Consider the following 16,380-nt stretch of genomic DNA (forward strand, 5'->3'; position numbering starts at 1 on the left):
TTGTCAACACAGTCTCCTCGGGTGTCAACACAGTGAAAACTGTGGAAGTTTAGGGGTTTTGAGGCTTGATTGCGCCGCGGCTACAAGTTGCGAACGATTCTGCGGTGGGTGGTCGATAACCTCCGGTGAAAGGCGGCGTGGCTGGTCAAAGAAATGTGTTTTGGTCATCTGCAACCGTGGCAACGAAATGAGTCCAGGAAGGAAAAATCATGAAACGATTGACTGTTGCATTCGGGGGGCTGCTGATGGCCTCGATGATTGCTCCGAGTGCACATGCACTCGATTTGTTTGGCTGTAATCAGGGATGTGATTCGGGGTGTACAACGGCGTGTGATCTCTCTGGTTGCGATGGCGGCTGCGACAGCGGTTGCGACTCCTGCGCCCTTGGATGCGGCATGGGGAGTTGTTTGGGCGAACTCTCGCCGCTGAAATGGATCAAGCCGAGCGATCGTTGCTTCGATGATTTCATCAGCCCCATGATCGACTTTGTCCATTTCGAGGATCCTCGAAATGTCACGGAGCTCCGGCCGATTTTTGTATCCCATCAATTTCCCAGCACGCTTCAGCCTAGTGGCATCTCCGCGGGCGGTAGCCTTCAATTGTTCGCACTTCAGTTCCGAATTGCTTTGACGGACCGGTTGAGCTTGATTGCGGTCAAAGACGGCTACGTGATTGACAACGTCGACGGAACCCTTGGTGGCATACTCGCCTCGGGGTGGGCCGATGTGACCGCGGGGCTCAAATACAACCTGATTCGCAATACAAAAACCGGATCGCTGCTTTCGGGTGGTTTCACTTACGAAATCCCGCTTGGAACCGAACGAACAGGTCAGGCGGTCGGTGACGGAGAATTCCATTTCTTCGCAACGGGCGGGCAGCGTTTGCTCGACGGCAATGCTCACGTGTTGAGCTCCTTCGGTTGGCAACTTCCCGTTGACCAATCGGTTCAGAGCACGACCGTTCACTGGAACAACCATCTTGATGTCAAGTTGACCGACAGCCTCTACCTGTTCACCGAAAACTCTTGGTGGCACTGGACCCAGGACGCCAGCGTCGGCGCTGAGTTGGGCGTTTCAGGACAAGATCTCCTTAACTTGAGTGCGACGAATGTCGCGGGCAACGATTTGGTGACGCAAAACGTGGGTGCAAAATACAAGCCTCGACGCAACTTCGAAGCAGGGCTTGCCTACGAGTTCCCGTTGACCGACTTCAAGGATGTGATCAAAGACCGCGTGATGATTGATATGATCTTTCGGTACTAGACCCAATCGAGCAGCCAAAGTCTTCGCGATCCAGCCATCGGCGGCCCATGCTGTCGATGGCTGGCTTCGTTTTCTCTCGGCGTGAAGGTCGCCGCTCTCAATTCGCGGCGGCGCGAGCTTCAGCGAGCATGCTGTTCGTTTCGGGCCGCACCAATGACGAGGGAACGGCATAGCTCACCACGCGTCCGGCGCGAGCGATATTGAGTCCGATCACGCGCCCCGATGAATCCAACACCGGCCCGCCACACTGATCCGGCGCAAGGACCGTGTCGTGCTGGAACACACGCTCAAACCCACTGAGTCGTACGCTTCGCGGACCGTTGACTCGCGAATCGTTCTCGGTTTCCTGCAAGATTCCCAGATCGCGAATCCCTGCATGCACGTCCAACGTGCTACCGCTGCGTAGGATCGTCAGCTGGACGCTTTCCCCTGGGAAAATACCACTGAGCGTTTCAATCACACTGTTGCTTGAGAACACTTCGTGCCCATTGATGGCGATGATTCGATCTTCCGGTTCGATCCCCGCCTCGGCGGCTCCGCTGTCTTGCCAAACCCGATCGACGCGTGCCCGGCCATCACGGCCTTGTCGCAGCACGACACCAAGCCCGCCCTGATGATCGACTCGTCTCGGCAGCACACCGATACTGCCGATTCCAATCGGACGTCCGGTACGTCCCGCACTGATGGCAAAGCCTCCCACCCCGGGCACCTCAGCGTCAAACCGAGCCGGTTTCAGCAAGATGTTTGCTTCAATCTTGAGTAAAGCCAAATCGTTCGCGCGTCGAACCGCAGCGACGCGAGCCGGGACCACTCGATTATCGAACAAGCGAACGCGAATCGGATCCGCACTCAATTCGCTGCGTTTGGTCAAAACGTACCCATCGGCGCCGACGACGGTCCCCAGCGCCACTGGCTGGCCACCACTGAGGACCTGAACCACCGATTCGTTGACGGCGCCAAGAATCGGCCGAACCATCTGCATCATCTCGCCATTGTCGCGACGATGCGAGACACGCATCGTGAAGCCTTCACGAAGCCATTGCGGGGAGAGCTTTTCTTGTGCCTCAGCGGTCGGCCCGACCATTTGGCCTGACGCGAGGATTGCGAACAGCGTCAATAAAACGAGCGGCAACCGCATGCCGCTTGTTCGACGAAATGAAGATGGCGAATCCGCCAATAGCGTTGTCAAAATCGTTCTCCGTACCTTTCTATTCAACCCGTCCAATTTCGACCACGATGCGACGCGGACGATCACTGTTTCGACTCACCCAAACCTCCACTCGCTCACCTGGCATCGTATTCGATACCGCTTTCTTAAGCTGCGAGAAACTTGAAATGGGCACGTCACCAAAGCGCTCGACGACATCGTTGACCCGAAAGCCCGCTTTCTCGGCTGGCGAACCTTTGCTGACCTTCAGGATCCGAGCTACCCCCGTCGATTCGTTTCCCGAAACCCCTAGCACCGGCTGGAAACCTTCCAGGAAACCCCATTGTTCTCCCGCGACAAGCCGCTTCCACGACGCATCGTAATGATCGACCGGCACGTGCAAGTTATCGGCGACATCGTTGCCAATCCGACTATGCACCGCGATCAAACGACCTTCAAGATCGAAAAGGGGGCCGCCGCTATCGCCACCGATCAAGGCACAATCGGTCACGATTTTGTCCGAAGATACCGCCAGCAGGCGTCCCACACGAGTCACGGGGCCCCGTTCTCGCTCATAACCTCCCGGATGCCCCGTGGCGATGCACCACATACCTGGCACGACTTTCTCACTTGTCCCCAGAGATGCGTGGGGCCAAGGCGCGCCACCATTTTGGCCGCCATTGATTTTGATCAGCCCTGCATCGACCGAGCGGTTCAGCCCCAAGGTGGTTGCCGTCACCGTACGTCCGTTCGACAGCTTGATGGAGGCCGACAAATTGGGACGCGTTGCAACATGAGCAGCCGTCAAAATGTAGCCCGACTCGGTCACGATCACTCCGCAACCCTGTGCCGAACCGATTTGAACGCTGACCGTACAGTCCTTTGCCAAAGCGGCAATCTTCTGCTGCTGCTTCTCCAAAATCTGCATTTGAGCGAGCGAACTCGGCACTCCCCCGTGACGCAGCAGGTTCTCAAGTTGCGGAGGTACCGAGACACGCGTGCCGGGTGATGTCGTTGGGCTAAGAGACGAAGTCGAGCGGGCGAAATCTTGAGTCGACCCAACTGCTGCAAACCCCACATGGAGGCAAAGGACCATTCCCGCTACAACCGCGATTCGACCAGCCTGTGACGCATTGCTGCGCCAATGGCACTGGCAAGCGGCTGATTCGCACGGTTCGGTTTCCAGATCGACTTTCATTTGACCCCACAGCAAAGACAAGTTCATTCCTTTTCGCAATTCCTAATCTGGCCCCATTGTAGCTACGGAATCAAGAAGAGGAAAATCGGGCCTCACAATTCACACAATCCGTACAAACGATTTCACCCATGACTGCTGCAGCTTGCCAGACCTTGATCGTCGGATGTGGTTACTTGGGAGCGACCGTTGGAAGCCTCTGTGTCGAGCGTGGGGACGTGGTTTACGCCACCACCCGCCGTCGGTCGCGAGCCGATCGATTGCAGCAGATGGGGTTTGTTCCCCTGATCGTCGACTGGAATGACCGTAGGACACTTTGTCAAACGACGGCTGAGGCGGGCCAAACAGCCGCCAATTTGGCTTCCATGATGCCAAACATCGACCAAGTGCTCGTCGCTGTCAGTTACGACCTTTCGAGCCAGGTGTCTCGATATGAGTCTCAAGTTGGTGGCATGAGAAATCTACTTCGTTTGTTGCCCAACCACGTCAAGGTCTGCTACATCAGCACGACGGGGGTTTACCACCAGACCGATGGACGCTGGGTCGATGAGTCTTCGCCGACATTTCCTCGCCGCGAGGGAGGCCGGGTCCATTTGCAAGCCGAATCCCTGCTCCATCGGTATCGACCCACGGCTCCCTGGACCGTTCTGCGGCTCGCGGGGATCTACGGTCCCGGCCGGGTCCCACGCATCGCCGATGTCGTCGCTGGCCGTAGCCTGGCATCGCAAGAAACCGGATTCCTGAACTTGATTCACGTCCACGACGCCGCCCGCGCGGTGTTGGCAACTTGGCAGCATCGTTCACGCCGGGTCTATGCCGTGGCGGATGATCAACCGATGCAACGTGGCGACTTCTACCGTGAAATGGCTCGCCGCTGCGCTGCGCCACCGCCGACCTTCCGCTCCCCCCTGCCTGGGTCAAGCAAACAAATGCGATCGGAAAGCAACAAACGCATCTGGAATCGCCGGCTGAAACACGATCTGCTGCCAAACCTGCTCTACCCCACCTACCGTGATGGACTCGCACAAATCCTCGCCGATGGTCGTGACACCAAGGGGTGTTCTCAGGCCACGCGGAGTCTCTAGAATCTCGCTTCCTTCAATCTTCCCAAATCCGCTGCTTTCTCCATGCTCAAACGCAAACCCATTTACCCTGGCATTATCGAACTCAACTTCCAAGCGGGTGAGGTTTTTGGGTGCAACGTTTACCTCGTCTACAACCTCGACGAGTGGATCTTGATCGATATTGGTTACGAAGAAACCGTCGAAGACTTTATCGAAATTATCCGCCAGATCGATTTCCCGCTCTCGCGATGCAAGACCTTGGTCGCAACACACGCGGATGTCGATCACATACAAGGTCTAGCCAAAGCAAAACAGATTCTGAAGACCACCGCGACGGGTCATCCCAATGCGGTCCGCCCGCTACGAGAGGGCGATACGTTGGTGACGCTTGCGGAAATCGCAGCCCAAAACTTGAAAATGACGATGCCGCCGGTACAGATTGAAAACGAAATCAATGATGGGGATGTCCTGCGTGTTGGCAATCTGGAAGTAGAAGTTTGGCATACGCCGGGGCACACCGACAGCCAATTGGCATTTCGCATCGGCGACATGCTGTTGAGCGGTGACAACATCTATCGCGACGGCTGCATCGGAGCGATTGACGCGCATCACGGCAGCGATATCAAGGCCTTTGTCAAATCGCTAGAACGGATTCGCGACAGCGACGTCAAGTGGCTCGCCCCCAGCCACGGACCGATGTTTGCCAACAACAAAGACTTCATGAATCGCACGATCGATCGAGTGCGAGGCTACTTGAAAATGGCAGATTTTGGCACACTTGCGGAAAGCTGGCCCTTGATGGACCAGTGGGATGACGAAGTTGCCGAGGGCCGATTGCCCGAAGGTTTGGGCGCGCCGGACTAAGCGGAACGACGCAGTTCCGATGGGGAGCCGTCGTTGGATGTCAGCGGGATGACGGAAGCCGGACCGACGACACTTCGGACCCAATTGGCGATTTCCGCGCGGCTTGGCGGCTTGGCACCGCGAAGATAACGGCGTCCCGCCGATGTCGTCGAATAACGCAGAATCTCTTGGTGCAAAAGACTGATATCACTCGCCGCCAAGGCGATTGCATTCGCGCATCCCGCTCCGGCAAGCATCTGAGCATCACGTGCGCGCAACCCGGGCACCTGGCACGTCAACGTCGTTTGTATCTGCCACAGCGCAATGGTTTCGTCGGTGATCCAATAGGTCGCCAATGCCTTGGCTAAGTCCGGGGCCGCAGCATCCAAAAACGGTCCGACGCGATCGATGCCGATCGCTGCGAAACGGGCCGCCGTCTTGGGGCCAATCGACGGCGCGTCGACCAATTGGGCATCTCGCGAGAGCGTTGCCTGCTGCATCGAGGTAGCGCGTAACGGGATCGACACCGAGACACCTTGCTCATCAAAACGGGGCTCATCAAAACGGGCATCTCCTGCATCGACGTTCGCGGCGGAAACAGCCGCAGCGAATGGATTGGCGCCGTCGGACGCAGCCGCGCCGACACGGCCCGTTGTCGGCTCAACCGTTTGTAGTCGCTGCGCTTTCCATGCTTCTTCGGCTTGATGAATTTTGGCAACCCGATGGACCACGTCGACTTCGCTTGGCAGATGCTCGCGAAGGTCCCCTGTTCGCTGATATTCCTCCAACAGGTCTTCTACCTTCTTCTGCTGCTTCTTTGATTCGACACGACGCAGCCAAAGACGCGTTGGCACCTTGATCGACGACATCAAGGTCGGCAGGGTCAGCGAAAAACGTGGTATCGGTTTTGCTCGTAGGGATTCCGCGTCGAGCGCGGCGCGTTCAAGCACACGAGCCCAGCCGGTGATGGCCAAGCCGAATAGTTCTGACAAAGCAACCCGTGATTCGGCATCGTACCCGGATTGTGGATCCTTAACGCCCGCTTCCAAACGATAGCGATCAATCAGCATCTCGTACTTCCGGTTGGCAAATCTTGCACCATGCAGAATGGCTTCACCAAGCCAACCCGATCGATCGGACAGTTGAAACACGACGCGAAGATCGTCGTCGACCCAGTTCTGATAGATTGCGTGATAGGACTTGGTGACACTCCATTCCATCGGTCGATGCAGCACCTTTTCAAGGTCGCATTGAGCCGTGTGAAGGGGTTGCATGGGGTCGGTGAAGTAATGGCTCAGCACGCCAGCGGCATGAGCCGCGTCGCTCCATCGATCCGTTCGTAAGTACTTCATCAAACGGTCGTACCACTGATGGGCCACTCGCGGCGCACCACCCCAATAGCCGTCGTTAACGTGAACCACGTGGTTTTGAAAATCACGAAACCGCGTATCAGGATCCTTGGCTCCCGTCAAGTAACGATCATGGTGACTCAACAACAATCGAGCCAAACGAGCACCACCGTCGGTTTGGACCAGCGGTAGTGCATCCACGGCAAAGAAATGGTGTGTGCTGCGACAATGCGCAGCGCGCAGGATCGAAATCAAAGGTGTCATCGCCAGTGCAACCTTTCGTGGTTCCATGCCGTGGCTCAGCGTTCACGAGCCGTCGCGGCGGGAAGATAGGCTTAGAAAAACGGCGCAGACAGGACCGGGTCTGCGAACAGCCATGGAAGTGTGCCGATTTAGGGCCGAGCGGGGCAAGAGGAATTAGTGAGGTTTTGCACGAATGATATCACGAGTGTTCCAAACCAATCGCATCACCTGCTCGGGCCGAGGATCCGGAGCAACATAAGTGAAGTAGTCATTGTCGATCCCTAGCAGCCGACGCCGTTGGTGGGAAACTCCCGGATCGACATCAAGAAAACTGTCGGCTAACTCAAAGTCGCGGTCCCACAAGACCGCATCCGTTAGCTTTTCGATTAATCCCTCCCACAGTTCCAAGTCGGCGGAGTCCACCTGGGGAAGTACGACAGATTCGTCGTCGAAGATCGCTTCTCGGTCGTCGATCGCAGGTTCTCGCGACAATGCATGGTGCGCTTCGAGGACATGCAAACGCCAAGTCAGTGCTTCAGAGGGCAACCCATTCTTGGCGTTCTCAGGGTAGAGATCAATTTCGATGGCAACTTGGTCACGCACCTCAATGAAGATCGCCGCAACCGCGGCCTCGGTCGTCGCCGATAGCGGAAACGTGGTTTTCGTGTCCGTTAACAAATAGCGCGCGACGTCGTGCAGCAGCCCGACGCGTTGAGAGACCGTCAGCGAATCGTATACCGCAATTCCCGATTGGCACTCGGGAGCGATTGCCACGTCATCCTCGTCATCAAGGTGAACCAACAAGGCATCAATCATGGTGTCAATCGCCAAACTCACCAACGACGCTTCGCTGGCTCTCAAGGTTCGATCCCCTCGGCTGGTATGCCACATGCTGCGACTAGCTCCTTCGTCCGATGCCGCTCTCGCCACTCAAGAAAAAGGGAGTGGGAAAAGCAAATAATGATGACAGCAACAAGATAAGTAGCCGTCATCATAATCGCTGGGCAAGACGCGAGGTGGCTCGAGGATGCAAAAATCTTGCCGATTGGTCGTAAGTCCTTTCGTGGGCTTCACCTACTCTCTTCTACACGCTCTCAAGAAGTCTCGAGTCGCCGCTCGGAAGAAGTCTCGAGGGGCACTATCAAGAAGCTTGCGGCATGACCTGGTTTTCCGAGCCGCGCCGCGCAGGCCGTACCCGCGGTCGTTGGAACAGCGACTCATCCTCGGAATCGGCGCGATGGACGTGAACATCCATTTGCGGGAAGGGAATTGAAATCGTCGCAACATCAAGCTGGTGCTTGACTTCGCCCGTGAGTGCCTCTTTGAGTCGGAAGAACTCTTTGGTTGGTACCCACATGCGGACGAGCCAATCGACGCTGCTGGGACCAAGACTACTCAGCACCACGGCTGATCCCCGACCTTCACCATGAACGATTTCCGCTTCGAACTTTGCGACTGCCGCGTTCAAAGCCGTGCGCGTTGCTTCAGTGTCCGCCGCATAGGCAACGCCCACCGGGACTTCCACTCGGCGATGCGGGTGGTGGCTGATGTTTTCGATCGTGCCGCCCGAAATGGAACTGTTGGGGACAATAATGCGGCGATTGTCAGGCGTATCCAACGTCGTTGTGAAAAGATCGATCTCGTTGACTTTTCCCATCACGCCGGCGGCGTTGACCACATCGCCCACCTTGAACGGACGAAAAACCAACATCAACACACCTGAGGCGAAGTTGCTCAGCGTTCCTTGGAATGCCAAACCGATTGCGAAGCCTGCTGCGGCGAGCATTGCCGCCAACCCCCCCAATGGCAAGCCCATTTTTGATAGCACGGAACCGACCACACCAAACATGATGCTGTAGAAGACGACTTTGCCAACAAATCTCCCCAGCGTTTCGTCCACGCGGCGGCAAACCGGCCTGCTGATCACGCGTGCCAAGTAAGTGGCCACGAGATAACCGAGAAAGATAATCCCCAGGCCTAAGGCCGCTAGCAATAACTGAGGAACCAACTGCATCGTCGCGTAATCAACGACGCCCGACATATCGCCATTGGCGAATTCACCAATCACTTGCTGTGTTGCTTCGCCGAACGAGGGACGATGGCCGTCGGCGGTCCCTGTGCCGCTGGCGATGTTGGTGAGTGAATCGATCACAGATTGAGTATCTTCAGCCACAAATGGAGTCCTTTACCAAGTACCAAAAAAAAACGAGCAAGCCCCCGTCGCACGCACGCGACATGCTGGTGGTATAGAAAAAGCCACCTGTCAAAGTAAAGATGTTTTTCGTCGATGCTCCCTGCCAAAGGCCGCAAGGATGCAGATTGGGGGCAGATGAACCGAGGCGGCAAATGGCTCGTAAAGCCGCTCGAGGCTCCTTGTGCATTGGGGTCGCAACCCGTCAAACTATTCGCAAAAATCACCTCCATGATGCGTTACTACCTCGTCGCTTTCCTCACGTTTTGGCTGATCAGCGTTTGGACCTCCTCGGACGGACGGTCCGCGGGTCCGCCGGTGCCGACGCGAACGCGGGTGCCCATCCAGGGCAATGCGGAAGTCGAACAGTTTAACCAAGCGGTTCGCATGTTTCGTGCCGGCGAAACGGATGCGGCGATCAAGCGGTTCGTCGAATTGACCACAGCCGATTCGGACAGGGTCGCCGCTCGGGCACGCTTTAACCTGGGGAACACACGGTACGCCAAGGCGTTGGCGACCATGCAACAACAGCCGACCGAAGCAATCCGCGAGCTCGACCGAGCGATTTCCCTTTACCGAGATTCGTTAAGGATCTCACGAACCGATGTCGATGCACGGGCCAACATCGAATTGGCCCTTCAATTGAAACATCAGCTTCAACAACAACAGGGTCAGCAACAGCCGCAAGAGCAGGAAAAGCAACAGCAACAGCCGCAGGAGCAGGAAAAGCAACAGCAAAAACCGCAGGACCAGGAAGAACAGCAGCCGCAAGACCAAGAGCAGAAACAACAGCCGCCCGAAGCAGCAAACCGAGACTCGGGTGAGTCGGGAGACCACCAAAGCGAGCCATCGTCGCAAGACGATTCCAACACAGCCTCAGCCGGGCAACAAGAGTCCTCGGCAGGGCAGTCCGAGCCGTCCGAGGCTTCCGATCCGTCCGCTCCGTCCGAGGCTTCCGATCCGTCCACTCCGTCCGAGGCTTCCGCTCCGTCCGAGGCATCCGCTCCGTCCGAGGCAAACGCCCCTGAGGCAAACGCCCCCGAGGGCACCACCGAAGAACCTCCGCGCACCGATTCGTCCACCGACTCCGAGGGTGAACTGTCGGCGGTGAACCCACAGGGTGAGTCCGACGCACAAGCGGATGAGAACGACGACGCCAGCACGTCTGTTGCCGCAGGTGTGATGACCGAAGAGGAGGCGAACAAGATGCTCCAAGCGATTCGTGACCGCGACATGCTCCGGCGGATGCGGTTACAGCAGTCGCAGCGACGTCGATACATTCCAGTAGACAAGGACTGGTAGACCATGACGACAGTAGGTGATCCTCGACTTGTTTTCCTTCTCGTGGTGCTAGGCACCGCCGTGTCGTCCGCGTCTGCGGGTGAGGTGTGGATTCAAGTTTCGTCGGAAGAAACGTATGTCGGGTTGCCGGTCACGCTGCAAATCCAGTTCGCAGACGTGACGTCGCACGAGCAGCCCGAGTTGCCGAAGGTGGATGGGTTGAGGATTGAATCGACGGGTGTGCCGGCGAAATCGGTCCAGCGAAGAATCTTCAACGGGCGAGTCTCGCAGAACTCGTCCATCACCTACTCGTATCAAATCACGCCGTTACGAGCTGGGGCGTTTTTGATTCCTCCGATGACGGTAGCCCATGACGGCCAAAAATCGTTACTCGAAGCGATTCAAATCAACGCCCAAACGAGCGAAACCGGCGACTTGATGTATGTTGAGATCGAGGGGGATCGACCGAGCGTCTATGTCGGTCAGCCAATCGCGTTGAAACTGAAAATCTGGATCAGGCCCTTCGTCGACGCAAAGCGACAATTGACTCTGTCGGAAGGAGATATGTGGGGGCTTGTTTCCGAGCAGACCGCATGGGGGCTGTTTGCCGATCGGATGCAAGAGATCACCGACAACAAGCAACGGCCTGCGGGTGAGGAAGTCCAGCGTAAAGATGCCGATGGCAACCTGCAAACGTATTACTTGTATGAAATCGACGCGAGTATTTACCCGCAGCGTCCTGGGCCGATCGAAGGTGACGATTGCCGTATTCGGGTAAACTACCCCATCCAATTGGGACGCTCGCGCAGTCCCTTTTCAAGCAGCTTCCCTGACGATGACTTTCCGTTCGGAGGTTCAGGTCCCTTTGGAGGCTCCGGACTTTTTGAGGATCGTTTTTCGACGTTTGGTTCTCGGCTGCAAGTGACCGCCTTTCGCCCCATCGTGGCCACCGCCGCTGCAGCGGCGGTGGACGTCAAGGCGATTCCCACCATCGGTCGACCGGATACCTATCGCGGAGCCGTCGGTCAGTACGAAATTCAAACCGAGGCCTTTCCGAAAACCTCGCGTGCCGGCGACCCGATCACGCTGCATATGACGATCCGAGGGAAGGGGCCAGTGGATTCCCTCCAGCCTCCCGTGCTTGCGTCGTCACCACAGTGGACAACACGATTCAAGGTTTCCAATGAACCGTTGGCGGGAATCGTCGAGGGCGACCAAAAGCGATTCACGACCACGATTCGTCCACGAGATGAGTCGGTTACCGTAATTCCCCCGATCGAGTTCAGCTATTTCGATCCCACGCAAGAACAATTTGTGACGGTCCGTAGTGACGCGATTCCGATCGAGGTTGAACCTCTGGAGAAGCTATCCCTCGACGGCATTGTTTCAAAATCCAAGGCTGCTGCAGCGGGCCAGGATCGCGACCGCATGAGATCCCTTGTCGCATCGGTGCCCAAGCTGGTTTCCGTCGACGACTTACTCGTTGCCCAGTCGCCGCAACCCTTGCTCGACCGAACGCTATCGGGGTGGATTCTGTTGCCTCCCGTCATCTGGGCCTGCGCCTTGTTGGTTCTGCGCCGTCGTGACCTCCACTGGTTGGTGCGAAGATCATTCAAGCCACTGCACCTGTATGCGAAACAGTCCGATGCAGCGGAGTCAGCCTCGGAATTGAGCCAGATCCTGCGACGGTTCGTAGGCCAGCAATGGAAACTCACCGATGCAACGGAGATGTCGCTGGTGGGGGCGTTGCGAGGTGGTGGACAACGTGATTTGGCCGTGCGATTGGAAAACTGGTTTGAATCATGCCGAAAAGCGAGCTCTGGAACAACGATTGCCTCTTCTGTTTCGCTGGATGAACTGAAACAAGACTCACGGACCCTCGCGGCGGATTGTTTACGGTCCAACCCCTTCGGAAAACGATTGCGACGCACTCGACCGTCGCCGATGCAAACCAAAACCCTACAAGGGCTCTTGTTGGGAGGGTTGATGTTCGCAAGTGGTCAGCAGATTGCCAGAGCAGAAACGCCAATCGAACTAACGGCTCCGCAGCAACGTGCGGTGTTGATCGAAGCGATTGACGCCTACAACATCGGGCTGGAAAAACGTGATGCCCATCCTGACGAGGCACAACGAGCATTCGAAGAGGCGGCACGAAAATTCCAGAGCGTTGTCGACTCAGGTCTAGCGAACGGTTGGCTTTATCAGTATCTCGCCAGTGCCTATCGAGAAAACGGTTTTTCGGGGCGCGCCTACCTGAATGACCGCCGCGCTCGAATGCTTTGTCCAGACGATCGACAGATTGCGTTGGCCCTCCGAAATCAGCAACCACAACGGGTCTCCCAACGGCTCACCGCGACGATTTTTTCATGGCTACCACGCCGCCAAGTCCTTTGGCTCGCTATCGCTGCCTGGGTCATCTCTTGGATCTTGATCGGACGAAAAAGCTTGGCCCAGCATCCAACCGGCTGGGGAGGGCTCGTGACCGGTTGGGTCATCGCATTCTTGCTCGGCGGACTCGTGGCCTTAGATGAGCATGCATTTCGAGTCGAAAACCAAGCGATCGTCGTCGCCGCAGAGGGAGTCCAGCGTCGTGCAAGCGATGGAAATCAAGCACCTGCCTTCGGTCCACCGATTTCGGAGGCGGCCGAAGTTACCGTTTTGAGCGTGCGTGGCAACTGGATTGAAATCAAAACCGAAGATCAAACAACCGGATGGGTGCCGCGCGAATCAATCGAGAGGATCGTCACTGCTCCGCTGCGACATCCTGGACCGGTTTCTTGAATTTTGGCATCAACAACTGGAAGGCGTCGTAGGTGGCGTGCGCCATGATGGGGATCAGCAAGTTCTCGGTCCATAAAAGCAACACGCCAAAATACAAACCCATCAGCGCTGCCAAAACGACGTACAGCCGAGTGATCGGGTGGACCAAACCGAAGGCGAGCGACGATGCGACCAACGCAAATCCCCATTCGACTTGGCTCGGCTCAACGTTGAGCACGCCGCCTCCAGCCAGCCAAGGCAACAGCCAGCCGCGAAACAAAAGTTCTTCCCCTACCCCCGCACACAGACTGATCACCAGCAATTCACCGCTGCCAAGGCTGAGCAAAGTCTTGATCATCCCATCATCGCCCAGTCGCTCGAGTTGGCGAACTGGCTCCCAGGGAACCTTGCGAAGCAGCTCGATCAGAATGACGAGCGGAATGGCTGCGGCACAACCGTAGGCCAGTCCGCTAAGGATCGCTCGAATGCCACCCCATTCCGCTTCGGGAATCATTGCTCGGGCATCGGGACCGAGGATCCAGCCCAGGAACAGGGCCAATAACCCCAAGGCTGATTCGAACAGCACGGCTGTCAAAAACAGGTCATCGGCGGTTTGCTCGATCGTATCCTCTTCTTCTTGATCCATGCGTAAGAGCGTAAGTGGCAGGGAGGCTCGGGGGAATGGGGAGCTTGGTGTCAGTGGCCAGCTATCGGCTATCGGCTATCGGCTATCGGCGGACCGCTGACTGCTGACTGCTGACTGCTGACTGCTGACCGCTGACCGCTGACTGCTGACTGCTGACTGCCCCTTCCATTACGTTCCTTCTGGCACCCCGCCCGCTGCGCCGATAGACTAGAAAGCATGAACTCCGAACCGGCGATCCTCAGCGACGACCAGATGCACCGTATCGCCAAGGCAATCGCGGATCCTCAGCGATTTGCGATCTTAGTTTGCATTGCCCAAGAGCAAGAAATTGCCTGCAAATCGCTCGTCGAAGAGTTTTCGATCACGCAAGCGACCATCTCACATCATTTGAAGGAACTGGTGGCTGCCGGACTGATTCGCTCGCGACGGCAAGGTCAATTGGCAATTTTGTCGTGTCGCCGCGACGTTTGCGAGCGTTTTACCGAGGTCTTATCGGAAATGCTGGTGGCTCCGGGGGCAGTCGAGAACGACCAAGCTGATTCCGCAAAGACGGCTAATGGTTGAGCGAGAGCACGAACCGCCGTCGCAAAACAACAAGCTTGCGCAATGCTTGGTCAGTTTTGGCAGCAATTTAGGTGACCGTGATCGAGTGATTGCGGAAGCCGCGCGGCGAGTGGCCCGCTCGCCAATCGTCAAGTCATTCACCGCCAGCCGCCTGTTTGAAACGCCTCCGATTGGTGGTCCGGAGGGTCAAGAACCTTTCCTGAATGCGGTCGCTGCGATTGACACCGCCCATTCCGCTCGCGAGATCCTGGGCCTGCTGCAGGGAATCGAGCATGACTTGGGCCGGCAACGCCGGAAACGCTGGGACGCTCGCTCGATCGATCTGGATGTCGTGATGCATGGCCAATTGGTCGGTGCCGCTACGGCGTTGATCGTCCCCCATCCTCGTTACACGGCTCGTCAATTCGTATTGCAACCGGCCTGTGACGTTGCGGAGCACTACCGAGACCCGCGTTTTGGATGGACGATCCGACAACTAACAACCCATTTGTCCGCGGGCAGCGCGTCGATGTCCTTGATCGGTGGCGACGAGTCGACACGCCAAAACTTGTGCAAACGGCTTGAAAACGACCACGGCATCCGCACCTTTGCCGCGGAGATCGACCTCAGCGGGCTTTCCGAAAGCCTGCCTTGGATATCGCAGACCGTCCCCGCCCTGCCGATCGATTGTCCGGATCGGTCGACGTTTGCCGCCAATTTACCCCGATTGATCGCGAGGATGCAGTGGTCGACACCCGCAACCCGCTGGCCGGCGCCCCATCAAATCTGGCCTACCGGAACACGATGGCCGGAATATCGGCTGGAAATTGACGATTTGGCGTGGGCCGCGAGCGAAATCGCCTCGGCGCTCGATTCGATGCGTTGCCCCGTTCGCCCCGTCACCACCGATGGCAAGTGGTATTTCGATTAGCTCTTTGCCACAATCGGCCCAGCCCTCAATTCCCTGCGACAAAATGTCGCGGGCGGCAGCGTGGGCCTTGCAATTGTGCCACTTCGCACATGATACTGTCGCCCACCTGTGACGACATGTCGCTGCGACAAAATGTGACACCTGTCGTCACGCCCTTTTCCGCTAGAACTTGTTGTCTTTCTCGTCCGTTTCCTGCGCTACGTGCTCCCAACGCGGCCTTCATCCATTATGCAACGGTTTCTCTTTCCTCGCTGGGTCAACCGATTCCTCCTGGGTCTGGCTGCGGCTGCCGCCGGTGGTGGCTTGTACGCCACCGTTATGGGTGGCCTTGTCACGGATCCGGTGACTTTGAACCCCGGCTACCAGCCCGAACAGCCGGTCCCCTTCAGCCATGCCATCCATGCCGGTCAGCTGAAGATGGATTGTCGATACTGCCACAACACGGTATTTGAAGCGGCCCACGCGGCCATTCCTCCGACGGCAACCTGCATCAACTGCCACAGCCCTGCGGATGCTCAAGGCATCACGGCCCTTTCGGCTGTCCGAGCCGACAGCGAGAAGCTCGACCCCATCCACGAAAGCTGGGAAACGGGCAAGAGTGTGGCTTGGAAGCGAATCCACAATTTGCCAGAGTTCGTCTACTTCAACCACGCCGCCCATGTGAATTCGGGTGTGAGTTGCAAGAGCTGTCACGGCCGTATCGATCAGATGGAGGTCGTCTACCAAGCGGAAACGTTGTCGATGGCTTGGTGTATTGAGTGTCATCGCGATCCCAATCCCCATTTGCGTCCCATAGACCAAGTCACGAATCTTGACTGGCAGCCGCCCGACGATTGGGACCAAGCAGCGTTTGCTGAGAAGGCGCGCGAAGAGCAAAACATTAATCCACAGGTTCATTGTGCGGTTTGTCATCGTTAACGAATCA

Annotated in this window: 14 protein-coding genes; 8 read left to right on the forward strand and 6 right to left on the reverse strand. The window is 57.0% G+C overall.

Annotation, left to right across the window (positions count from 1 at the left end; translation table 11 throughout):
- Positions 1 to 209 precede the first annotated feature (209 nt).
- The gene (locus Poly41_RS13760) at positions 210 to 1,262 is read left to right on the forward strand and encodes a hypothetical protein (RefSeq protein ID WP_231615647.1); all 1,053 of its coding nucleotides are present in this window, start codon (positions 210 to 212) and stop codon (positions 1,260 to 1,262) included.
- 97 nt (positions 1,263 to 1,359) lie between these two features.
- On the opposite strand, the gene Poly41_RS13765 is transcribed toward Poly41_RS13760, so the two are convergent.
- Positions 1,360 to 2,451: a PDZ domain-containing protein gene (locus Poly41_RS13765; RefSeq protein WP_231615648.1), complete on the reverse strand. Its 1,092-nt coding sequence runs from the start codon at positions 2,449 to 2,451 to the stop codon at positions 1,360 to 1,362.
- Between the two features lie 19 nt (positions 2,452 to 2,470).
- A complete protein-coding gene (locus tag Poly41_RS13770; protein WP_146526753.1) occupies positions 2,471 to 3,634 on the reverse strand; it encodes a S1C family serine protease in 1,164 nt (387 codons plus the stop codon).
- Between the two features lie 101 nt (positions 3,635 to 3,735).
- On the opposite strand from Poly41_RS13770, the gene Poly41_RS13775 reads away from it, so the two are divergent.
- A complete protein-coding gene (locus Poly41_RS13775) occupies positions 3,736 to 4,689 on the forward strand; it encodes an NAD-dependent epimerase/dehydratase family protein (protein WP_146526754.1) in 954 nt (317 codons plus the stop codon).
- Positions 4,690 to 4,731: 42 nt separating this feature from the next.
- The gene (locus Poly41_RS13780) at positions 4,732 to 5,532 is read left to right on the forward strand and encodes an MBL fold metallo-hydrolase (protein ID WP_146526755.1); all 801 of its coding nucleotides are present in this window, start codon (positions 4,732 to 4,734) and stop codon (positions 5,530 to 5,532) included.
- Here Poly41_RS13780 and Poly41_RS13785 read toward each other — a convergent pair.
- The 3 genes from Poly41_RS13785 to Poly41_RS13795 form a co-directional block, all read right to left on the reverse strand.
- The gene (locus Poly41_RS13785; RefSeq protein ID WP_197231319.1) at positions 5,529 to 7,124 is read right to left on the reverse strand and encodes a DUF4332 domain-containing protein; all 1,596 of its coding nucleotides are present in this window, start codon (positions 7,122 to 7,124) and stop codon (positions 5,529 to 5,531) included. The genes Poly41_RS13780 and Poly41_RS13785 overlap by 4 nt on opposite strands.
- A gap of 153 nt (positions 7,125 to 7,277) precedes the next feature.
- Complete coding sequence (locus tag Poly41_RS13790) at positions 7,278 to 7,994, reverse strand: hypothetical protein (RefSeq protein WP_146526757.1); 717 nt, start codon at positions 7,992 to 7,994, stop codon at positions 7,278 to 7,280.
- A 250-nt stretch (positions 7,995 to 8,244) separates the two neighbouring features.
- Entirely contained in the window at positions 8,245 to 9,276 is a 1,032-nt protein-coding gene (locus Poly41_RS13795) for a mechanosensitive ion channel family protein (protein ID WP_231615649.1), read from the reverse strand.
- Positions 9,277 to 9,390: 114 nt separating this feature from the next.
- Between Poly41_RS13795 and Poly41_RS34075 the strand changes: the two genes are divergently transcribed.
- Positions 9,391 to 10,596, forward strand: coding sequence for a tetratricopeptide repeat protein (locus Poly41_RS34075; protein WP_197231320.1), 1,206 nt, complete (start codon positions 9,391 to 9,393; stop codon positions 10,594 to 10,596).
- Between the two features lie 3 nt (positions 10,597 to 10,599).
- On the forward strand, positions 10,600 to 13,356 hold the full coding sequence (locus Poly41_RS13810; protein ID WP_146526760.1) for a BatD family protein: 2,757 nt from the start codon (positions 10,600 to 10,602) through the stop codon (positions 13,354 to 13,356).
- Here Poly41_RS13810 and Poly41_RS13815 read toward each other — a convergent pair.
- Complete coding sequence (locus tag Poly41_RS13815; RefSeq protein ID WP_146526761.1) at positions 13,319 to 13,981, reverse strand: CPBP family intramembrane glutamic endopeptidase; 663 nt, start codon at positions 13,979 to 13,981, stop codon at positions 13,319 to 13,321. The genes Poly41_RS13810 and Poly41_RS13815 overlap by 38 nt on opposite strands.
- Before the next feature lie 216 nt (positions 13,982 to 14,197).
- Between Poly41_RS13815 and Poly41_RS13820 the strand changes: the two genes are divergently transcribed.
- The 3 genes from Poly41_RS13820 to Poly41_RS13830 all read left to right on the forward strand — a co-directional run bounded on the left by Poly41_RS13820 (position 14,198) and on the right by Poly41_RS13830 (position 16,373).
- On the forward strand, positions 14,198 to 14,545 hold the full coding sequence (locus tag Poly41_RS13820) for an ArsR/SmtB family transcription factor (protein WP_146526762.1): 348 nt from the start codon (positions 14,198 to 14,200) through the stop codon (positions 14,543 to 14,545).
- Entirely contained in the window at positions 14,538 to 15,455 is a 918-nt protein-coding gene (folK, locus tag Poly41_RS13825; protein WP_146526763.1) for a 2-amino-4-hydroxy-6-hydroxymethyldihydropteridine diphosphokinase, read from the forward strand. Before Poly41_RS13820 ends, folK begins: the two co-directional genes overlap by 8 nt.
- A gap of 228 nt (positions 15,456 to 15,683) precedes the next feature.
- Entirely contained in the window at positions 15,684 to 16,373 is a 690-nt protein-coding gene (locus Poly41_RS13830) for a cytochrome c3 family protein (RefSeq protein WP_146526764.1), read from the forward strand.
- Positions 16,374 to 16,380 lie beyond the last annotated feature (7 nt).

It is taken from the genome of Novipirellula artificiosorum (assembly GCF_007860135.1).
Taxonomy (GTDB): domain Bacteria; phylum Planctomycetota; class Planctomycetia; order Pirellulales; family Pirellulaceae; genus Novipirellula_A; species Novipirellula_A artificiosorum.

What these genes read in the sequence shown, in the direction of transcription:
- Poly41_RS13760 (WP_231615647.1), top strand. Translation starts at nt 210, where the DNA reads ATGAAACGATTGACTGTTGCATTCGGGGGGCTGCTGATGGCCTCGATG.
- Poly41_RS13770 (WP_146526753.1), bottom strand. Translation starts at nt 3,634, where the DNA reads ATGAACTTGTCTTTGCTGTGGGGTCAAATGAAAGTCGATCTGGAAACC.
- Poly41_RS13775 (WP_146526754.1), top strand. Translation starts at nt 3,736, where the DNA reads ATGACTGCTGCAGCTTGCCAGACCTTGATCGTCGGATGTGGTTACTTG.
- Poly41_RS13780 (WP_146526755.1), top strand. Translation starts at nt 4,732, where the DNA reads ATGCTCAAACGCAAACCCATTTACCCTGGCATTATCGAACTCAACTTC.
- Poly41_RS13785 (WP_197231319.1), bottom strand. Translation starts at nt 7,124, where the DNA reads ATGACACCTTTGATTTCGATCCTGCGCGCTGCGCATTGTCGCAGCACA.
- Poly41_RS13790 (WP_146526757.1), bottom strand. Translation starts at nt 7,994, where the DNA reads ATGTGGCATACCAGCCGAGGGGATCGAACCTTGAGAGCCAGCGAAGCG.
- Poly41_RS34075 (WP_197231320.1), top strand. Translation starts at nt 9,391, where the DNA reads ATGCTCCCTGCCAAAGGCCGCAAGGATGCAGATTGGGGGCAGATGAAC.
- Poly41_RS13810 (WP_146526760.1), top strand. Translation starts at nt 10,600, where the DNA reads ATGACGACAGTAGGTGATCCTCGACTTGTTTTCCTTCTCGTGGTGCTA.
- Poly41_RS13815 (WP_146526761.1), bottom strand. Translation starts at nt 13,981, where the DNA reads ATGGATCAAGAAGAAGAGGATACGATCGAGCAAACCGCCGATGACCTG.
- Poly41_RS13820 (WP_146526762.1), top strand. Translation starts at nt 14,198, where the DNA reads ATGAACTCCGAACCGGCGATCCTCAGCGACGACCAGATGCACCGTATC.
- folK (WP_146526763.1), top strand. Translation starts at nt 14,538, where the DNA reads ATGGTTGAGCGAGAGCACGAACCGCCGTCGCAAAACAACAAGCTTGCG.
- Poly41_RS13830 (WP_146526764.1), top strand. Translation starts at nt 15,684, where the DNA reads ATGCAACGGTTTCTCTTTCCTCGCTGGGTCAACCGATTCCTCCTGGGT.